Genomic DNA, 16,600 nt, shown 5'->3' with positions numbered 1-16,600 from the left:
GGACGCAGCATTTCCCGCACACACGCCTTTCGACCAGCTTACCTTCTCTTGAGGCTGAGGGCGTCCGGGCATGTCGGAGTTGGGGCTCCGGGCGCCCCTTTGAACAGATGGGCCGGGGGACCCTGTTCCCCCGGCTTCCTGTCCGGCGATCGCAGGCAACCGATCCGGTCAGGCTTGAAGACGCGTGGCGTTCAACAATGAGGTTTTAGGATGCACTGGAACCCATCTGACCACGACCGCGTGGTCGCGACCAGCGATGCGGTGGCCTGCGAATTCGGCAACGGACTGGCGCTGCTCCATCTCAAGTCCAACATCTACTACAGCCTGAACGGCGTCGGCGCCTATATCTGGGAACTTATCCAGGAGCCGCGGTCGATCCTCGACATAAAGAACGCCATGCTTGCGCGCTACGATGTCGATGCCGGGCGCTGCAAGGCCGATGCCGAGGGCCTACTCAAGGGGCTGATCGAAGCTGGGCTTGCGAGGCTCCACCATGAGGAACTGGTCTAGGGTCCTCTCGCTGAGCGGCGCGGAGATGCTGTTCTTGATGCGCTGCCTGGCGGTGGTCGGCGCCGTGCGGCTGGGGCTGACCGTTTTCTCCTACAACCATGTGCGTGGCCTGGTGACGCGGCTTGATGCCAAAGGCGCGGCGAGCACGGGCGAACTCAGGCGCATCGCCTGGGGCGTCGCCGCTGCCGCACGGTTTGTGCCCGGCGCCAGCTGCCTCACCCAGGCTCTCGCCGGACACTATCTGCTTGCCCGCCAGGGCAATGCCTCCAAGATCCGCATCGGCATCGAGCGCGACACCGGAGCCGAGCTCAAGGCACATGCCTGGCTGGTCAGCGGCAACCACATCGTGCTCGGCGGCTCGATCAGCGGGTTCAACCATCTTGTCGATCACGGACCGTAGACGATGAGCGGCGTCGCCGGAATTCTGTCGAGGGAGGACGGCAGGCCTGCCGCAGCCGCCGACATCCAACAGATGCTCGCGCGCATGCGCCACCGGGCGCGCGACGGCAGCTCGTGGTGGGCGGATGGAAGCGCGGCGCTCGGCCATGCCTGGCTCGACACGACGGGCGAAGACGGCCCCGGCCCGCTGACGATGGCCAACGGCAAGCTCGCCATCACGGCGGATTGCCGGCTGGACAATCGGGAGGAGCTTTTGGCGCGTCTCGGCATACGTGACCACGCGGCGGCCGACGCGATGCTTCTTGTGCGCGCTTACCTGAAATGGGGCGATGCCTGTCCGACCTATCTGCAAGGCGATTTCGCCTTCGCGATCTGGGATGCCGAGCGCCGAGCGCTGTTTTGCGCCCGCGACCATTTCGGCATCAAACCATTCTATTACCACGCGAGCGCCAGGCGCTTCGCGTTTGCCTCGGAGATCGGCCCCCTGCTGGCTCTGGACGGCATCGGCACGCGCATCAGCGAGCATCAGATTTCCGGCTTCCTTGCCGGACTGCCCGACGATCCGCAGTCGACCCACTATGCCGAAATCTTCCGCCTGCCGGCCCGCCACATCCTGACGGTGACGGACGGCCGGGTGACGCTTCGCCGCTACTGGCAGATCGAGCCTTCGCCAAGGCCGCTTCGCTCGGATGCGGCTGAGGAATTCAGGCATCTCTTCTCACAGTCGGTGCGAAACCGGATGCGCGGCACCACTGCCATCGGCGCGATGCTGAGCGGCGGCCTCGATTCGTCTTCGATCGCCGGCGTCGCCGGCCTGCGGGCGGCTGCGGAGCGCAGACCGAGACTCAAGACCTTCTCGCTGGTCTTCGAGAAGGGCTCGCCGATGGATGAGAAGCCATTCATCGACGCGGTGCTCGACCGGCACCGACTCGACGGCACGATGATTTCCGTCGGCAACTACGCGCCTTTCGCCGAGTTCGAGCGCATCCTGGAGGAACAGGGAGGGACGTTCCTGGCGCCTGGCCTGTCGTTGACCCGCAGCATCTACCGGACAGCGGGCGCCAAGGGGGTGAAGGTGCTGCTCGACGGCCATGGCGGCGACGAGGTCGTTTCGCATGGGTATGGACTGCTGCATGAGCTCGCCAACGCGGGCCGATGGCTGGCACTGTGGCGCGAGCTTCACGGCGCCTCCGGCATCTACGGCGAAGGCATGCTCGCCATGTATTTCAGATTCCTGACCATCTACGGGCCGGCATGGCGGATCGCCAGGTGGAGAAGCCGGATGAACCGGCTTCTGTCCAGGCTGCGGCCGGGGCCCGCCGCGCAGGCACGCGTCCCCGCCTGGGGCGGCCTGGTCAACGCCGAGCTCGCCCGGCGCACCGACCTCGTCGAGCGCTTCCACCGTTCCGGCTACATGCCGTCGAGCGTCAGCGCCAGCGAGGCGCTCACCCATCGCTGGGTGCTCTCGACCGGGCTGGTGCCGCACGCTTTCGAGGTGCTGGACAAGGCGGCGGCCAATTTCGGTGTCGAACCGCGCTATCCGTTCTGGGACAAGCCGCTGGTCGAATTCTGCCTGGCGCTGCCCGGCGCGGAAAAGCTGCATAACGGCTTCGGCCGCCATGTGCTGCGCCGGGCGATGGAAGGCGTGCTGCCGCCGGCGGTGCAGTGGCGGCGGGACAAGATCGATTTCACCGCCAACCTGGTCAAGGGCATGCTCGGCAACCATCGCGACCTGATGGACGCGATGCTGGTTTCGGATGGCGATCGCATCGCGCCCTACGTCAACCTGGGCGAGGTCAACGCCGCCTATGCGCGGCTGCTCGATAAGCCGGACGAGGCCGCGCCGCTCGATGTGCAATATGTCTGGCGCTCGATCTCGCTGTCGCTCTGGCTGCGGCAGATCCAGCCCGCGGGGAACCCGGCATGAATGTTTCAGCCGCCGCGCCGGCCACCGAGCCAGAAACCGATGCTGGACCCGAAGCCGGGCGCGGGCGCATCCGCCGATTCTACAAGGCCTATGGCCTGACGATCGGCTCGGATGTGGCGTTGCCGGAACTGCAGCCAGCCGCGCCCACGGCACCCGATATCGTGATCGCCGTCGGGCCGGTCGACTTTGCCAGACCCACGGAAGGCGGAACCGCCTTCCGCTTCGAGCCGACGCGTCAATATCTGTCCTGGCAAGCCGTCGGCACCTTCCTGATCAGCGATGCATCCAGGATCGATGTCGATCCGGCACCGGGCGTCGACGATCCGCTGCTGGCCTTCCCGCTCCTGGGTCCGGTGCTGGCGCTCGCCCTACATCAGCGCGGCTTGCTGGTCCTGCATGCCAGCGCGATCGCCGTGGGTTGCCAAAGCGTGATCTTCATGGGCGACAAGGGCGCCGGCAAGTCGACCACGGCGGGCGCGATGATCCGCGCCGGTCACCTTCTGCTTACCGACGATGTCGTGGCGCTTGACCTGTCCGATCCTAGCCAACCGATGATCCTGCCCGGTTTCCCGCAGCTCAAGCTTGCAACGGATGCCGCCGACGCCATCAGGATTGCACAAGCGGAGGTGCGGCCGCAGGTGCATCCGCAGATCGACAAGGCGCAGCATCGTTTGCATGACGGATTTGCCCGCGAAGCCGTGCCGGCGGCCCGGATCTATGTGCTGGAGCGCGGCGAGCGGGCGGCGATCACTCCGCTGCCGGCCGCCGGCGCCCTGCCGGCGATCATCAAGTTCTCCTACATCACCCGGTTCGGCCGGCAGGCGCTGGTTGCCGATTTCGCATCCATGCATCTCAGCCAATGCGCGCAGCTTGCCACCAAAACAGGCGTCCGCCGGCTTGAGGTGCCGGCAGGCCTGGAACGGATCGGCGAGGCTGTCGCCTTGATCGAGAACGACCTGACGGCCGGCACGCAGGCAAGGTGAGCAGAGGTATGGCCTGGTCCTCGAAACTTCGCCTCTCCGTTTTCCGGGACGTCGCCGGCTTCGGCGCCGTGATGGCGCATCTCGGCGGGCGACGCACGCTGACGGCACTGGCCTTCCTCGTCCTGGGAAGCCTGACCGAGGGCCTTTCGATCCTGTTGCTCATCCCGCTCCTGCATCTGATCGGCAATGCCGACCAGGATTTCGCCGTGCGGGTGCCGGGCGCCCTGCAATGGCTTGTGCCTGCCGGAGCGCTGTCGCTGGCGACGGTGCTCTGCCTGCTCGTCGGACTGGTGGCGCTGCAGGCGATGTTCACCCGCTTCAAGTCGCTCTATATGGCGCGGCTGCTCTACGACTTCGTCAACCGCGTGCGCATGAACCTGTTCGAGAGCATCGGCAAGGCGCGCTGGGGGGTCTTCACCCGCATGCGCGGCTCCGATCTCGACCACGCGCTGACCGGCGACATCGACAGGGTGCAGGCGGCCGCCTTCTCGCTGCTGATGCTTGCCCAGACGACGCTGCTGCTCGCGGGCTATCTCGTGGTGTCGCTGTTCATCTCGCCGGTGATGACGTCCTTCGCCATCCTCGTCGGCGTGCTGTTGTTCGTTGCCCTGCAGCCCTTCCGTGCCCGCGCCACCGCATACGGCCGCGTGCTGACCGGCAGCCGACAGGATCAGTACCGCACGGTCTCGGAGTTCCTTGGCGGCATCAAGGTGGCCAAGAGCCTGAACGTCGAGGCCAGCTATTTCGCGCAGCTCCGCGCGACGCTGGAGAAGATGAAGGCGGACAACATCGCCTATGTCCGCAACAGCACCATCGGCACCGCGCTGTTCCAGGTTGCGAGCGTGATCGGCCTCAGCCTGTTCATCTACATCGCGCTGGTGCGCTTCCACCTGTCGCTTGCCGAAATCGTCGTGCTGCTCTTGGTCTTCATGCGGGTCGCGCCGCGCTTCATGGATATGCAGACGCAGGCGCAACAGGTGCTGATCAATCTGCCGGCATACACCGCCATGCAGGCCCTTCAGGCGCGCTTCGATGCGGAGCGCGAGACGGAGCCGGGCGATACCGCACAGGGCGCCAGGCTTTCGCTCGATACCGGCCTCGACATTCGCGACGTCTCGTTCGTTTATGGCGACCGCGATGGAGGGGGCGACGGAAGGCCGGTGGTGAGCGGTATCACCTTCGGCCTTCCCGCCGGCAAGGTGACGGCCCTGATCGGGCCGTCCGGCTCGGGCAAAAGCACGATCGCCGACATGCTGCTTGGGCTGCTCGAGCCGACCTCCGGCATGATCCTGGCGGACGGCGTCGAGATCACCGCCAAGAACCGACGGACCTGGCGCGATCAGGTGGCCTACGTGCCGCAGGACGTGTTCCTGCTGCACGGCACGATCGCCGCCAATTTGCGCCTCGCAGCGCCGCGGGCCGGCGAAGCGGAGCTTTGGGCGGCGCTGCGCAAGGCGCATGCGGCCGACTTCGTCGAGCGGCTCGACCTGCGGCTTGAAACCGTGGTGGGCGACCGCGGCGTCCTCCTCTCGGGCGGGGAACGCCAGCGCATCGCGCTGGCGCGAGCGCTGCTGCGCAGGCCTTCGCTGCTCATCCTCGACGAGGCGACGAGCGCGCTGGACTGGCAGAACCAATCGCTGATCGCCCAATCCATCGACGGGTTGCGCGGCCAGATGACGATCCTCACCATCGCGCACCGACCGTCGATGATCGCCTTCGCCGACTGGGTCGTGGCCATCGAGAACGGGCATATCGTCGAAGTCGGGCAATATCAGCGGCTGAAAGCAAAGTCCGGCAGCCGGCTGGCCAGAATGCTCTCCGGCGAGCGAGCCGAGCCGGAAACCGCAACACCGGCGGACGATGCGCCGGTCCCGGCGCAGGCCGAAAGATCAGCGGAGGCTGCCGCGCCTGGCGGTTAGATTTTCGCCCTCGGCCACCTTGACGCCGCGCTCGGCTTCACGGGGCTTGTCAGCGGTCGTCGGCGTACTTCTGACGATCATGGCATAGACCAGAAGGAAATAGCCCGCCTGAATGATCACGGCGCATATGACGGCACGCATGATGATGGTGCCGAGCGAGGCTCCATCGAAATAGGACCAGCCGATCACGATCGCGAGTGCGAACATCATGCCGACGATGAATTTTGGCAAAGACATGATCGTCGGCCTCAACCGATACGAGCATGCAAAAGCTGCGACTTACCCACCCGCGTAACTCCCCGTTCCGCCAAAAAGCTATTTCTGGCTGCCCAATTCGACCGGTTGCTTCCGGCCTTTCCGACCCATCCAAACTATGACAGAAACAGTTTGCGACTCTATTAAGGCGAGCCCTTTGCGGCAAGGCCAAGTGCAGGTGATTTCCAACGGTTTTGCGGAATCGACTCTGCCATGCTGCGGCGCACACTCCGGCATCGCCACATATTCAAGATAGCTAAACCCACCACAGTAAAACTCAAAATATTAATTAGTATTTTACGATAAGAACTTACCTGCGCGAGTGATTCGGGCAGTCTGCAACCGCCAATCGTCTGCAACAAAGAATGCGCTGTCCAAAAACGGCCCAAATGGCGCACTACATTTCCCTAATTTTCCCTCACCTTGTCATAAACGTGCCACAAAGACCAAAATTTGGGCAGGGTAGGTTTATTATTTAGTCAATTCATGACGTGAACATTTCATCGGAAAGGGAAATTGTGTGTTGCGCTGCAGCATTTTTTTGATATCGTGCCATAAACCATTCGTTCAACGTATGGAGCTTTTGCATGAGGGACGTCGCCAAGTCGGCCAATGCGGGTTTTGCGCAGGCTGGCATTGATTTTCCACCCCCCATCGGCGGTCTGCTCAAACGCAGTTTCGATATCGTCGGTTCCCTGGCCGGTCTGGTTCTGCTCAGCCCGCTCTTCCTGATGGTCGCGCTGCTGGTCAAGCTTTCCGACCGCGGCCCGATCTTCTATGGCCACAAGCGAATCGGTCGCGGCGGCAGGATCTTCGCCTGTCTCAAGTTCCGCACCATGGTCCAGGACGGCGAGCGGGTGCTCGCCGCGCATCTGGCCGCCAATCCGGACGCCAATGCCGAATGGCTCGCGACGCGCAAGCTGAAGAACGATCCGCGCGTGACGCGAGTCGGCCAAGTGCTGAGGAAGCTCAGCCTCGACGAGCTGCCGCAGATCATCAATATCCTGCAGGGCGATATGAGCCTGGTCGGCCCGCGCCCTGTGGTTCGTGACGAGCTCGAGATCTATGGCAGCGCAGCCGTCTACTATCTGAAGTCGCGCCCCGGTCTCACCGGGCTGTGGCAGGTCAGCGGACGCAACGATGTGTCCTACGACACGCGCGTCGCCTTCGATCGCCACTATGTCGAGAACTGGTCGATGGTCGAGGACATTCGCATCATCGTCAAGACCGTGCCTGCCGTGTGGATGTCGCGCGGCAGCTATTGACCGACGGGCCTGCCCCGCCGAACTCGGGGCAGGCATCCGGCAGTGATCTCATCGGGCGGATGGGGCCAAAGCGGATCGGAAACGTTCATTTGAAAAAACACACCTTCGGACTGTCTTTCGCCTGCAGTCTTCTTTCCAGGGCGCCCAGCCGATTCGCGGCTGTGGCGCTTATGATGTCTCTCCTGACGCCGCAGATGGCAGCGGCCGAAGACTATCGTCTCGGCCCGCAGGACAAGCTCAACATCCGCGTCGCCGAATGGCAGACGGTCGACGGCACGTTCCGTGACTGGTCGGCGCTCAACGGCGACTATACGGTCGGCCCCGCCGGAATGCTTTCGGTGCCCTTCGTCGGCGAGATGCAAGCGGCCGGCAAGACGACGTCGGAAATCGCGGCGGCGATCGGGGTTGCCCTGCAGCGCAAGCTGGCGCTACCCGACAAGCCCGAAGCCTCGGTGGAAATGGCGCAGTTCCGGCCGTTCTACATCTCAGGCGAGGTGCAGAACCCCGGCCAGTTCCCCTATGTGCCCGACCTGACGGTGCTGAAGGCGCTCAGCATCGCCGGCGGCATCCGGCACAGTGCCGACTACGGCCCTCAGCTCGGCAAGGACCTGGTCACGGCCAAGGGTAGTTTCGACATCTATGACGACCAGCGGCTGCGGCTGCTCATCAAGCGTGCCCGCATCGATGCCGAGCTCGCCGGCAAGGAGAGCTTCGACGTGCCGAAAGAGGTGGAGGGCGACCCGCGCGTGCAGGCGATAGCCTCTGATGAAATGCAGATCCTCACCGCCGACCAGAAGGCGCTGAAGCTGAAGCTGGACGCACTCGACGACCTGAAAGGCGTTCTGCAGGGTGAAGTCGAATCGCTGCAGAAGAAGATCGCCAACCAGCAGCAGCAGGTGGATCTCGCGCAGCAGCAGCTCACCAGCATCGGCCCGTTGGCGCAGAAGGGCCTGGTCGCCAATGCGCGGCTGCTCGATTCGAAACAATCGGTGGCCGACCTGCAGGGCAAGATCCTGGACTATGAGACGGCCATCCTCACCGCCAAGCAGTCGATCAGCAAGGCCGAGCAGGACGCCATCGATGCCCGCAATACGCTCAACTCCAACCTGGCTGCCAGCCGGCAGCAGGCCGAAGCGGACCTCAACGAAGCGACGCTGAGGACTGCAATGCAGAAGGGCCTGATCGCCCAGGCGACGGATCCAGCGACGGCGGCCGCCATGACCAGCAGCAGCGGAGAACCGACTTTGCTCTACTCGCTGGTGCGCGTCGCCGACGGCAAAACCAGCGAGGTCGACGCCAAGGAAGACACGCCGGTGCTGCCGGGCGACGTGATCAAGGTCAAGCTGGCGCCGACGGCCAGCCAGTAACGCCACCCGCCAGGGCCCCGCTTCAGCGCGGCCATGGCGACGGAGGCGGGAGGAACACGTCAGGCTCGTTCGCGCCTTGGTGCGGGCGAGCGAACTGTCTGTACCGCGCTTGAAGGCATAAAATGCAGCCCGCCGCTCCGCGTCACGTCTACCTCAACCTCGACGCCATCCGCGGCGTGGCGGCGATCAGCGTGATGCTCTACCACTTCTCGCCATTCCTTGCCGACGGCAAGGTGCTGCCGTCGAGCTATCTCGCGGTCGACCTCTTCTTCCTGCTCAGCGGCTTCGTCATCGCGCATGCCTATGACCGCAAGATCGAGAACGGCATGGGCTTCGGCACGTTCCTGGCCATCCGCCTGATACGCCTCTATCCGCTCTACCTCGCCGGCACGCTGCTCGGTTTCTTCTACCTGCTGGTCAAGAACAGGCTGATCCCGACGGAATACATGCCATTGTCAGAGATCGGCATGCAGCTGACGACAGGAATGTTCTTCATCCCGCTGGTCGGCGAGGCCTATCACACGATCTTTCCGCTCAACCCCGCTTCGTGGTCGCTGTTCTTCGAACTGATCGTCAACATCGCCTATGTCGCCGTCTTCTTCGTGCTGTCGAGACGCGTGCTGACGGCGCTGATCGGCGTCAGCCTCGTTCTGCTGATCGTCGCCTCGGTGTATGCCGGCACGCTCGATTTCGGCATGACCGGCAAGACCATCGTCAGCGGGCTGCCGCGCGTGTCGTTCTCCTTCTTCCTGGGCGTGCTTCTGTGTCGGTCGATGGCGCGCTACCAGGGCAATCTCGGCTTCATGCGGCGCGGCTGGTGGGTCGAGGCAGCGATCCTGCTCACCTTGGCCGTGTTCGCCGTCGCGCCGGCGGGCGGCGCGCGCGTCGCCTACGACCTCGCCTCTATCGTCATCGTCTTCCCGCTCATGGTCGTGACCGGCGCCGTGGCGCCGACCGCGCCGCGTCTGGCAGGCTTCTATGGCTGGCTGGGGCGGATCTCCTACCCGATCTACATCATCCACACGCCGATGCTGATGATCATCGCCGGTGCCGGCAAGGCGGTGTCGGTCGACCCGTTCGCGCATCATCCGTGGTTCGGCATCCTGATGGCGGTCGCGGTCATCGTCATCGCCGACATTGCCACCCGCATCTACGACGAGCCGCTGCGCCGCTTCCTGCAGCGGCAGATGCAGCGCTCGCGGGCCGTGGCCTAAGGTCTGACCTTAATCTCGACAGACCTTGGAGCGGTTCAGATGTCGATCAGACCGGGGCCGGCATGTGGCCGGCGGCCGGCTTTTCATCCTGGACGGGAATGGCAACCCGCCGTCGCCGGGCAACCGGCAGCGGGCTCAGCTTGAACAGGCCGTAATAGACGATGAAGGAGGCCATGAAGTAGGGGCCGAGGATCTCGACCTCGAAGAAGGAGCGGATCAGCATCAGCCCGACGGCGCCGGCCAGCACCACCGAATCGGCGCTCCAGTCGCCGAACACCACCTTCGATACATGGCCGTAGAAGGCGCGCAGGATGATCAGCGCCAGCATGGTGACGCCGACGAAGCCGATCTCGACCAGGGTTTCGATATAGGTGTTGTGGAAGTGGAAGCCGGTGCGGGTCGTGATGTAGAACTCCGCCCACAACCGTTCCGGATCGGCAAAGCCCTGCACCCAATAGGCGGCATAGCCGTAACCGAGCAGCGGATGCAGTTGCGCCGCCTCCCAACCCTGTTGCCAGAGATAGGTGCGGCCGGTCAGCGTCGAATCCTTGCCGAAAATGCCGAGCACGACGTCCAGCAGGCCAAGGTTCAGCGCGGCCACCACGCCGGCCACCAGCGCGCCGCCGCCGACCACGAACAGCACGCGGCGGTAGCGCCGCGACAGCACCCTGCTCATGGTGAGCAGGATGACGACGCCGAGCACCGCCGGCAGAGAGGCGACAGATGTCGCCGAGTGGCAGATCGCCAGCATATATGCCGACATCAGGATGATCGGCGCTGTCCAGACGAAGCTCAGCCAGTTGCGCCGATAAAACATCAGGAAGACGAGGGACAAAAAGATGCCGAGCGACGAGAAGAAGCCGACCTGGTTCTTGGAGGCGAAAGCGCCGACGAAATTGAAGGTGCCGTCGATTATGTCCAACGCGTAAGCGTTGACTTTCAATGAGTAGAGCAGGACGAAGAAGATGCCGATCAGCGAGCCCAGCACCAGCGTACGAACGCTGATGGTGCGAGCCGCGATATAGGCACAGACGATGTGCGAGGAATATTGCACCGCCGCCCGCGCGCTGGTGCCGGCCGCCTGCGACCAGAAGACCGACAGGCAGACATAGGCCGCAAAGAGTATCGGCAGCCAGGCGCTCGAGAGTTTCCAGGTGAAGCGTCGGTAGTCGACAAAGAGCAGCGGCAGCCAGACCGCGTAATAGGCAAGGATCAGGATCTGGCCGAAATTGCTGGAATAGGCAAAGGCAAGGACGGAAACCGCCACGGCAAAGGCGCCATAGGCCTTGTTCGCCTCGGGATCGAGCAGAATGGATTTCGGAATCTTCATGCCGGATTTCTTGTCCGTTCAGCCTTGGACCGGTTCAGCCTCTGGTAGCCGGGCACGCCAATGTTCGGCCTGGCCAGATCATTGTGCACTGCAGCATAACCTATCGCCCCAGCGCCGATGGCTCAACCGGAAATGTTGTCACGGGCAAAAAGAGGCGGCCATCCGAGGTCTGTCGCATAGCGAAAAGGCCGGAATGGGGCGGCGGCGCAGCCGGCCTCAAGCCATCGTCGACCGGGCGACGGCGGCCTGGATGATCCGATCGGCAAGGATAGCCAGAAAGCTCATCCTGGCCGGGCATCCGACCACCAACATCGCCGAGCGGCTCGGCATCACCGTCGGCACGGTGACCGCCGCCGCATCTACGAAAAGCTCGACATCACCACCGAGCGCGAATTGTTCCTGCAATTCTTCCAGCACCGGATGGAGGCCTGAAGCCGAGGCAGTTTCCGGCCGCGCCCCTGTCAGCCGTGCAATTCCCTGGAAATCGGCGAACCGACGACAAAGTCGGTGAAGGTCACTTCGAAGCCTTCGCGCTGCGGCGAGCAGCACATCAACCCGACATCGACGCTCCGCGAGGTCGGGAAATAGGCCAACCGCACCGGCTTCCAGTGACCGTCCGCGGCGTGCAAATATTGAACGCGGATCGCCTCCGCATGACGGGTCAGGCGAATGCGGACGCCATTCGGGTCCGCGTTGATGCCGACCAGCGACCAGTCCGACCGATCGTTGGTGACGACGACCGAGAAATAGGCGAGGCCGTCGGTGTATTCGATGCCCGCCTTGATCCAGTGCGTTTCGCTCAAGCGCACCATCAGCCCGGCCTGGTCGTAGAGCGCTTTATAGTCGCCCTTGACGGTGACCTCGGCGCTGAAATCGCCGGCTATCGGCCGGTAGAAGAAATGGCCATTGTCACGCCGGAAGCCATAGAAGGTCTCACGCCAGAAATCGGTCTCCATGCCGGTGCCGACCTGGAGCGTCCCGTCGCCGAACGTATGGTGCGGCGGCGGGTTGAGCCAGGTCATTCCGGCAAAGCCCGACATTTTGAGTCTTCCAGTTAGCCGGCGAATGTATAGGCCGTCTTCACGGTGGTGTAGAACTCCATCGCATAACGGCCCTGCTCGCGTGGGCCATAGCTCGAGCCCTTGCGGCCGCCGAACGGCACATGGAAGTCGACGCCCGCCGTCGGCAGGTTGACCATGACCATGCCGGCCTCGGAATTGCGCTTGAAATGCGTCGCGTGCTTCAGGCTCGTCGTGCAGATGCCGGAGGTCAGGCCGAAGGGCGTGTCGTTGGCCACGGCGAGCGCCTCGTCATAGTCCTTGACGCGGATGACGTTGGCGACGGGCCCGAAGATCTCCTCGCGCGAAATGCGCATGGCATTGGTGGCGCCGGTAAACAGCGCCGGCCTCAGATAGAAGCCGGGCGTTCCGCGCTCCAGCCGCTCGCCGCCGAAGGCAAGCTCGGCGCCTTCCTGGCGGCCGATGGCGATATAGTCCTCGTCCTGGTTGAGCTGGGTTTGGTCGACGACCGGCCCGATCTGCGTCTTGGCATCCAGCGCATCGCCGATGACGAGCTTGTTCAGACGCTCCTTCATCGCGTCGACGAAGCGGTCGTGGATGCCGTCGGTGACGATAAGACGCGAGGATGCCGTGCAGCGCTGGCCGGTCGAGAAATAAGCGCCGTTGATAGCGCAGTCGACGGCCACCGCAAGATCGGCGTCATCGAGCACGACGAGCGGATTCTTGCCGCCCATCTCGAGCTGGAACTTGCGCATGTGCTCCACACTTGCCGCGGCGACGCGCTTGCCCGTGCCGACCGAGCCGGTGAAGGAAATGGCGTTGACGTCGGGGCTGTCGAGCATGGCCTGGCCGACGATCGACCCCTTGCCCATGACGAGGTTGAGCACGCCCTTGGGCAGGCCGGCGCGGTGCAGGATGTCGACGATGGTCCAGGCGCTTTCGGGGACCAGCTCCGCCGGCTTGAAGACGATTGTGTTGCCGTAGGCGAGCGCCGGAGCGATCTTCCAGGCGGGAATGGCGATCGGGAAATTCCATGGCGTGATGATGCCGACGACGCCAACGCCCTCGCGGGTCATCTCGACACCGACGCCCGGCCGAACGCTCGGCACCATCTCGCCCGACAGGCGCAGCGTCTCGCCGGCGAAGAAGTCGAAGATCTGCGCCGCCCGGATGGTCTCGCCGACACCCTCGACCAGCGTCTTGCCTTCCTCGCGCGCCAGCGAGCGGCCGATCTCGTCCTTGCGGGCCATGATTTCGTCGGCGGTTTTTTTCAGCACGGCATGACGGGCCAGCGGTCCTGAGCGCGACCAGGCCGGGAAGGCCGCCTTGGCTGCCGCGATGGCCTGTTTTGCTTCCTCCGGCCCGGCCGAGGCGTATTCGCCGACGACATCGTTGGTGTTCGACGGGTTGATGTTGCGCGAGCCGGCCTCGCCCAGCCACTCGCCGTCGATAAGGTTCTTACGGAGCACGGTCATCTTGTTTCCTTCGAGATTGGCTGGAGCGGCAACGCGCCGATCATTTGTCAGACAAATGCTATACGCAATGCCCGCCGAAAGGTCTAGCTTTCGATAAAGGTAGGCGCGCGGCTGGGGAAGTCCATCGAGCTTGCCCGCGACGACCTGTCACGATTTGAAGCTTGACGGCCTCAGACCGCGAACGACCAGAAAAGGCAGGCGAGCGTTACCGCGGCGAAGACGACGAAGAACAGGCTTCTGAGCAGGATGTTGCGGCGAAGCTCGTTCATGGTGAGATGCGCGCCCACGATCGCGGCCACAAACAGAAAGCGCCAGTTGAAGAGCGCCCAAAGCACCTCATGCTGGCCGAAGGCCCATCTGGCGAGCAGCGAGCCAACGATGGTCGCGAACAGCACGATCGTCGCCCAAAAGATCGCGTCGGCGGCATGGGTAAGCACGACGCCGGCGGCGCGGATGGGCAGGATCATCATCAACAGCGCGCTGAAGAAATAGATGGCGGCAATCGCAAGGAAGGAGCCGGCGTCGGCAATGCCGTCGAGGCGCTTCACGCCGAAGGCGCCATAAGGGTAGCCATGCCTCGCCACCGCCAGTGAAAGCGCCATCAGCAAGGCGCTCAGAACCGTGACCAATGCGAATGTGCCGAGAGCCTTGCTCATGCCGTTCCCTGCCGAGACGAATCAACGGGAACGATTTTAGCCCAGGGCTTCTGACCCTGCACCGATGGGCTAGCCGATCCGATTGCCGCTTGCAGGATCGAACAGATGCAGCGACGCCGGATCCGCCGACAACCGCACCGTGTCGCCCGGCCTGACATTGCTGCGGCCCATGACGAAGACGCAGACCTGCTGATTGGCCAGCCTCACATAGAATTGCGTCGACAGGCCCAGCGGCTCGACCACATCGACTTCGGCCTTCAGCGCGCCGTCATCGACCAGCCGGATGTGCTCCGGTCGCAGCCCGACGGTGAGCGCATCGCCGTCCTTCAGCGGCAGCCCGTCGGGCAGCCGGAGCTTCTGGCCGTCGGCCAGCACGGCATCCACCTTGCCGCCCTTGGCGACCTTGGCCGGCAAAAAATTCATGCCGGGCGAACCGATGAAACCGGCGACGAATGTGTTGGTCGGCCGGTCGTAAAGCTCCAGCGGGTGGCCGACCTGCTGCACATAGCCGTCATGCATGACGACGATGCGGTCGGCCATGGTCATGGCCTCGACCTGGTCATGCGTGACATAGACCGAAGTGGTCTTGAGCTGCTGGTGCAGCGCCTTGATCTCGGCGCGCATATGGACGCGCAGCTTGGCGTCGAGGTTCGACAGCGGCTCATCGAACAGGAACACTTTCGGGTCGCGCACGATGGCGCGGCCCATGGCGACGCGCTGGCGCTGGCCGCCGGAAAGCTGGCGCGGCAGGCGGCCGAGAAAGCTTTCAAGGCCGAGGCGCTTGGCGGCGGCACCGACCCTGCCGTCGATCGCCGTCTTATCGGCCTTCTTCAACATCAGGCTGAAGCCCATGTTGGAGGAGACGTCCATATGCGGGTAGAGCGCGTAGGACTGGAACACCATGGCGATGTCGCGGTCCTTGGGCGCGACGTCGTTGACGAGGCGCTCGCCGATGCGGATCTCGCCGCCGGTAACCTCCTCCAGGCCGGCGATCATGCGCAGCAGCGTGGACTTGCCGCAGCCGGACGGCCCGACCAGGACGACGAATTCGCCGTCGGCGATCTCGAGATCGACGCCGTGCAGGATGCGCAGCGCGCCATAGTCCTTCTCGACATGTTGCAGCGTGACGGAAGCCATCGATTATCCTTTGACCGCGCCGGCGGTGAGGCCGGTGACGAGATAGCGTTGCAGGAAGGCGAAGAAGACGCAGACTGGGATCAGCGCCAGGATGGACGCCGCCATCATCTGCCCCCAGTCGACCGCGAACTTGCCGATGAAGGTGAGCAGGCCGACGGCAAAGGTCTTCTGCTCGTCGCTGGAAATCAGCATCAGCGCGAAGAGCAGCTCGCTCCAGGCGGCGGTGAAGACGAAGCCGAGCGTGGCGCCCATGCCGGGCAAGGTCAGCGGCACGATGACCCTGCGCATCGCCTGAGCGCGCGTGCAGCCGTCGATCATCGCCGCCTCCTCCAGGTCTTTTGGGATGCCGTCGAAGAAGGACTGCATGAGGAAGGTGGCGAAGGCGGTGTTGAAGGCGGTGTAGATGATGATCAGCCCGGTCAGGCTGTTGGTCAGGCCGAGATCGCCCATGATGCGGTAGATCGGCGGGATGACCATGACCAGCGGGAAGGTCTGGGTGAGCAGCAGCAGAATGGCTAAAGTCGCCTTGCCGCGAAAAGCGAAGCGCGACATGGCGTAGCCGGCGAGCGTGGCGATCACCGTCACGAGCGCCGCCGTCGACACCGAGACGATGACGCTGTTCAGGAAATAGCGCGGGAAGTCGGAGGCTTCGAGCACGGTGGCGAAGTTCTGAAAAGTCATCTCAGACGGCCAGAAGGTGATGCCCTCGGAATAGAGCAGCCGCTCGGGCGTCACCGATATCTTCAGCGTCCAGAAGATCGGGAACAGCGCGAAGATCACATAGGCGGCAATCGCTGCGTAAAGGCCGATGCCGCCGGCAATGCGCGAGGAGGTGGAGCGCCCGGCGATCATCAGACATGCCTCACAAACGTACGGCGGATGGCGATCAGGCCGATCGCGTAGGCAATCAGCAGCACCAGCAGCAGTACGGCGACAGCAGAGGCATAGCCCTTGTCCAGCGACTTGAAGGCGCTGACATAGATGTAGACCGGCACCGTGCTGGTCGAACCCGCCGGCCCGCCTTCGGTCATGACGAAGATCAGATCGGCGAAGGTGGCGATCCAGATCGTGCGCAGCATGACGGTGATGACGATGGTTGGCGCCAGGAACGGCAGCGTCACCTTGGTGAAGCGCTGCCAGGGCG

Annotated in this window: 15 protein-coding genes and 2 pseudogenes; 9 read left to right on the top strand and 8 right to left on the bottom strand. The window is 63.9% G+C overall.

The genetic code is table 11. The features are described from left to right. Positions 1–210 precede the first annotated feature (210 nt). Genes EOA38_RS09910 through EOA38_RS09890 form a run of 5 tightly spaced genes read left to right on the top strand, consistent with a single transcriptional unit; the run spans position 211 to position 5,738 of the window. Complete coding sequence (locus EOA38_RS09910) at positions 211–510, top strand: PqqD family protein (protein WP_126090563.1); 300 nt, start codon at positions 211–213, stop codon at positions 508–510. Then, the gene (locus EOA38_RS09905) at positions 494–910 is read left to right on the top strand and encodes a lasso peptide biosynthesis B2 protein (protein WP_127299063.1); all 417 of its coding nucleotides are present in this window, start codon (positions 494–496) and stop codon (positions 908–910) included. The genes EOA38_RS09910 and EOA38_RS09905 overlap by 17 nt, the downstream gene beginning before the upstream one ends. Positions 911–913: 3 nt before the next feature. Further along, a complete protein-coding gene (locus EOA38_RS09900; RefSeq protein WP_127299062.1) occupies positions 914–2,836 on the top strand; it encodes a lasso peptide isopeptide bond-forming cyclase in 1,923 nt (640 codons plus the stop codon). Next, a complete protein-coding gene (locus tag EOA38_RS09895) occupies positions 2,833–3,819 on the top strand; it encodes a serine kinase (protein ID WP_189434577.1) in 987 nt (328 codons plus the stop codon). Before EOA38_RS09900 ends, EOA38_RS09895 begins: the two co-directional genes overlap by 4 nt. A gap of 8 nt (positions 3,820–3,827) precedes the next feature. Further along, complete coding sequence (locus EOA38_RS09890; RefSeq protein ID WP_127299061.1) at positions 3,828–5,738, top strand: ABC transporter ATP-binding protein; 1,911 nt, start codon at positions 3,828–3,830, stop codon at positions 5,736–5,738. On the opposite strand, the gene EOA38_RS09885 is transcribed toward EOA38_RS09890, so the two are convergent. Beyond that, a complete protein-coding gene (locus EOA38_RS09885; RefSeq protein ID WP_126090567.1) occupies positions 5,709–5,975 on the bottom strand; it encodes an exopolysaccharide production repressor exox in 267 nt (88 codons plus the stop codon). The genes EOA38_RS09890 and EOA38_RS09885 overlap by 30 nt on opposite strands. A gap of 605 nt (positions 5,976–6,580) precedes the next feature. Between EOA38_RS09885 and EOA38_RS09880 the strand changes: the two genes are divergently transcribed. From EOA38_RS09880 to EOA38_RS09870, 3 genes are all read left to right on the top strand, one after another. Continuing rightward, positions 6,581–7,258: a sugar transferase gene (locus EOA38_RS09880; RefSeq protein ID WP_126090568.1), complete on the top strand. Its 678-nt coding sequence runs from the start codon at positions 6,581–6,583 to the stop codon at positions 7,256–7,258. A gap of 173 nt (positions 7,259–7,431) precedes the next feature. Next, a complete protein-coding gene (locus EOA38_RS09875; protein WP_348627513.1) occupies positions 7,432–8,625 on the top strand; it encodes a polysaccharide biosynthesis/export family protein in 1,194 nt (397 codons plus the stop codon). A 122-nt stretch (positions 8,626–8,747) separates the two neighbouring features. Beyond that, positions 8,748–9,839 (top strand): acyltransferase, encoded by a 1,092-nt coding sequence (locus EOA38_RS09870; RefSeq protein WP_127299060.1) that lies wholly within the window; start codon positions 8,748–8,750, stop codon positions 9,837–9,839. Positions 9,840–9,885: 46 nt separating this feature from the next. Here EOA38_RS09870 and EOA38_RS09865 read toward each other — a convergent pair whose 3' ends face one another. Then, a complete protein-coding gene (locus tag EOA38_RS09865) occupies positions 9,886–11,169 on the bottom strand; it encodes an O-antigen ligase (protein WP_126090571.1) in 1,284 nt (427 codons plus the stop codon). A 280-nt stretch (positions 11,170–11,449) separates the two neighbouring features. On the opposite strand from EOA38_RS09865, the pseudogene EOA38_RS40285 reads away from it, so the two are divergent. Next, positions 11,450–11,601: pseudogene (locus EOA38_RS40285) on the top strand (helix-turn-helix transcriptional regulator); the annotation flags it as partial. Positions 11,602–11,630: 29 nt separating this feature from the next. Here EOA38_RS40285 and EOA38_RS09855 read toward each other — a convergent pair. From EOA38_RS09855 to EOA38_RS09830, 6 genes and pseudogenes are all read right to left on the bottom strand, one after another. After that, complete coding sequence (locus EOA38_RS09855; RefSeq protein WP_127299059.1) at positions 11,631–12,209, bottom strand: DUF1349 domain-containing protein; 579 nt, start codon at positions 12,207–12,209, stop codon at positions 11,631–11,633. 14 nt (positions 12,210–12,223) lie between these two features. After that, positions 12,224–13,663, bottom strand: coding sequence for an aldehyde dehydrogenase family protein (locus EOA38_RS09850; RefSeq protein ID WP_127299058.1), 1,440 nt, complete (start codon positions 13,661–13,663; stop codon positions 12,224–12,226). Between the two features lie 170 nt (positions 13,664–13,833). Then, positions 13,834–14,319, bottom strand: coding sequence for a hypothetical protein (locus tag EOA38_RS09845; protein ID WP_127299057.1), 486 nt, complete (start codon positions 14,317–14,319; stop codon positions 13,834–13,836). Between the two features lie 69 nt (positions 14,320–14,388). Next, positions 14,389–15,456: a sn-glycerol-3-phosphate ABC transporter ATP-binding protein UgpC gene (gene ugpC, locus EOA38_RS09840; RefSeq protein ID WP_127299056.1), complete on the bottom strand. Its 1,068-nt coding sequence runs from the start codon at positions 15,454–15,456 to the stop codon at positions 14,389–14,391. Positions 15,457–15,459: 3 nt separating this feature from the next. Next, positions 15,460–16,308: a carbohydrate ABC transporter permease gene (locus tag EOA38_RS09835; RefSeq protein WP_126090576.1), complete on the bottom strand. Its 849-nt coding sequence runs from the start codon at positions 16,306–16,308 to the stop codon at positions 15,460–15,462. Then, positions 16,308–16,600, bottom strand: a pseudogene (locus tag EOA38_RS09830) (sugar ABC transporter permease); the annotation flags it as partial. The gene EOA38_RS09835 and the pseudogene EOA38_RS09830, both read right to left, overlap by 1 nt.

The sequence above is a fragment of the Mesorhizobium sp. M1E.F.Ca.ET.041.01.1.1 genome, from assembly GCF_003997355.1.
Lineage (GTDB): Bacteria > Pseudomonadota > Alphaproteobacteria > Rhizobiales > Rhizobiaceae > Mesorhizobium.
The sequence above is the reverse complement of the archived record's forward strand: the minus strand, read 5'-3'. Positions and strand labels throughout refer to the sequence as shown.

Bases quoted from the DNA above. Each gene is read 5' to 3' on its own strand.
- EOA38_RS09910 (WP_126090563.1), top strand. From the start codon at position 211: ATGCACTGGAACCCATCTGACCACGACCGCGTGGTCGCGACCAGCGAT.
- EOA38_RS09905 (WP_127299063.1), top strand. From the start codon at position 494: ATGAGGAACTGGTCTAGGGTCCTCTCGCTGAGCGGCGCGGAGATGCTG.
- EOA38_RS09900 (WP_127299062.1), top strand. From the start codon at position 914: ATGAGCGGCGTCGCCGGAATTCTGTCGAGGGAGGACGGCAGGCCTGCC.
- EOA38_RS09895 (WP_189434577.1), top strand. From the start codon at position 2,833: ATGAATGTTTCAGCCGCCGCGCCGGCCACCGAGCCAGAAACCGATGCT.
- EOA38_RS09890 (WP_127299061.1), top strand. From the start codon at position 3,828: ATGGCCTGGTCCTCGAAACTTCGCCTCTCCGTTTTCCGGGACGTCGCC.
- EOA38_RS09885 (WP_126090567.1), bottom strand. From the start codon at position 5,975: ATGTCTTTGCCAAAATTCATCGTCGGCATGATGTTCGCACTCGCGATC.
- EOA38_RS09880 (WP_126090568.1), top strand. From the start codon at position 6,581: ATGAGGGACGTCGCCAAGTCGGCCAATGCGGGTTTTGCGCAGGCTGGC.
- EOA38_RS09875 (WP_348627513.1), top strand. From the start codon at position 7,432: ATGTCTCTCCTGACGCCGCAGATGGCAGCGGCCGAAGACTATCGTCTC.
- EOA38_RS09870 (WP_127299060.1), top strand. From the start codon at position 8,748: ATGCAGCCCGCCGCTCCGCGTCACGTCTACCTCAACCTCGACGCCATC.
- EOA38_RS09865 (WP_126090571.1), bottom strand. From the start codon at position 11,169: ATGAAGATTCCGAAATCCATTCTGCTCGATCCCGAGGCGAACAAGGCC.
- EOA38_RS09855 (WP_127299059.1), bottom strand. From the start codon at position 12,209: ATGTCGGGCTTTGCCGGAATGACCTGGCTCAACCCGCCGCCGCACCAT.
- EOA38_RS09850 (WP_127299058.1), bottom strand. From the start codon at position 13,663: ATGACCGTGCTCCGTAAGAACCTTATCGACGGCGAGTGGCTGGGCGAG.
- EOA38_RS09845 (WP_127299057.1), bottom strand. From the start codon at position 14,319: ATGAGCAAGGCTCTCGGCACATTCGCATTGGTCACGGTTCTGAGCGCC.
- ugpC (WP_127299056.1), bottom strand. From the start codon at position 15,456: ATGGCTTCCGTCACGCTGCAACATGTCGAGAAGGACTATGGCGCGCTG.
- EOA38_RS09835 (WP_126090576.1), bottom strand. From the start codon at position 16,308: ATGATCGCCGGGCGCTCCACCTCCTCGCGCATTGCCGGCGGCATCGGC.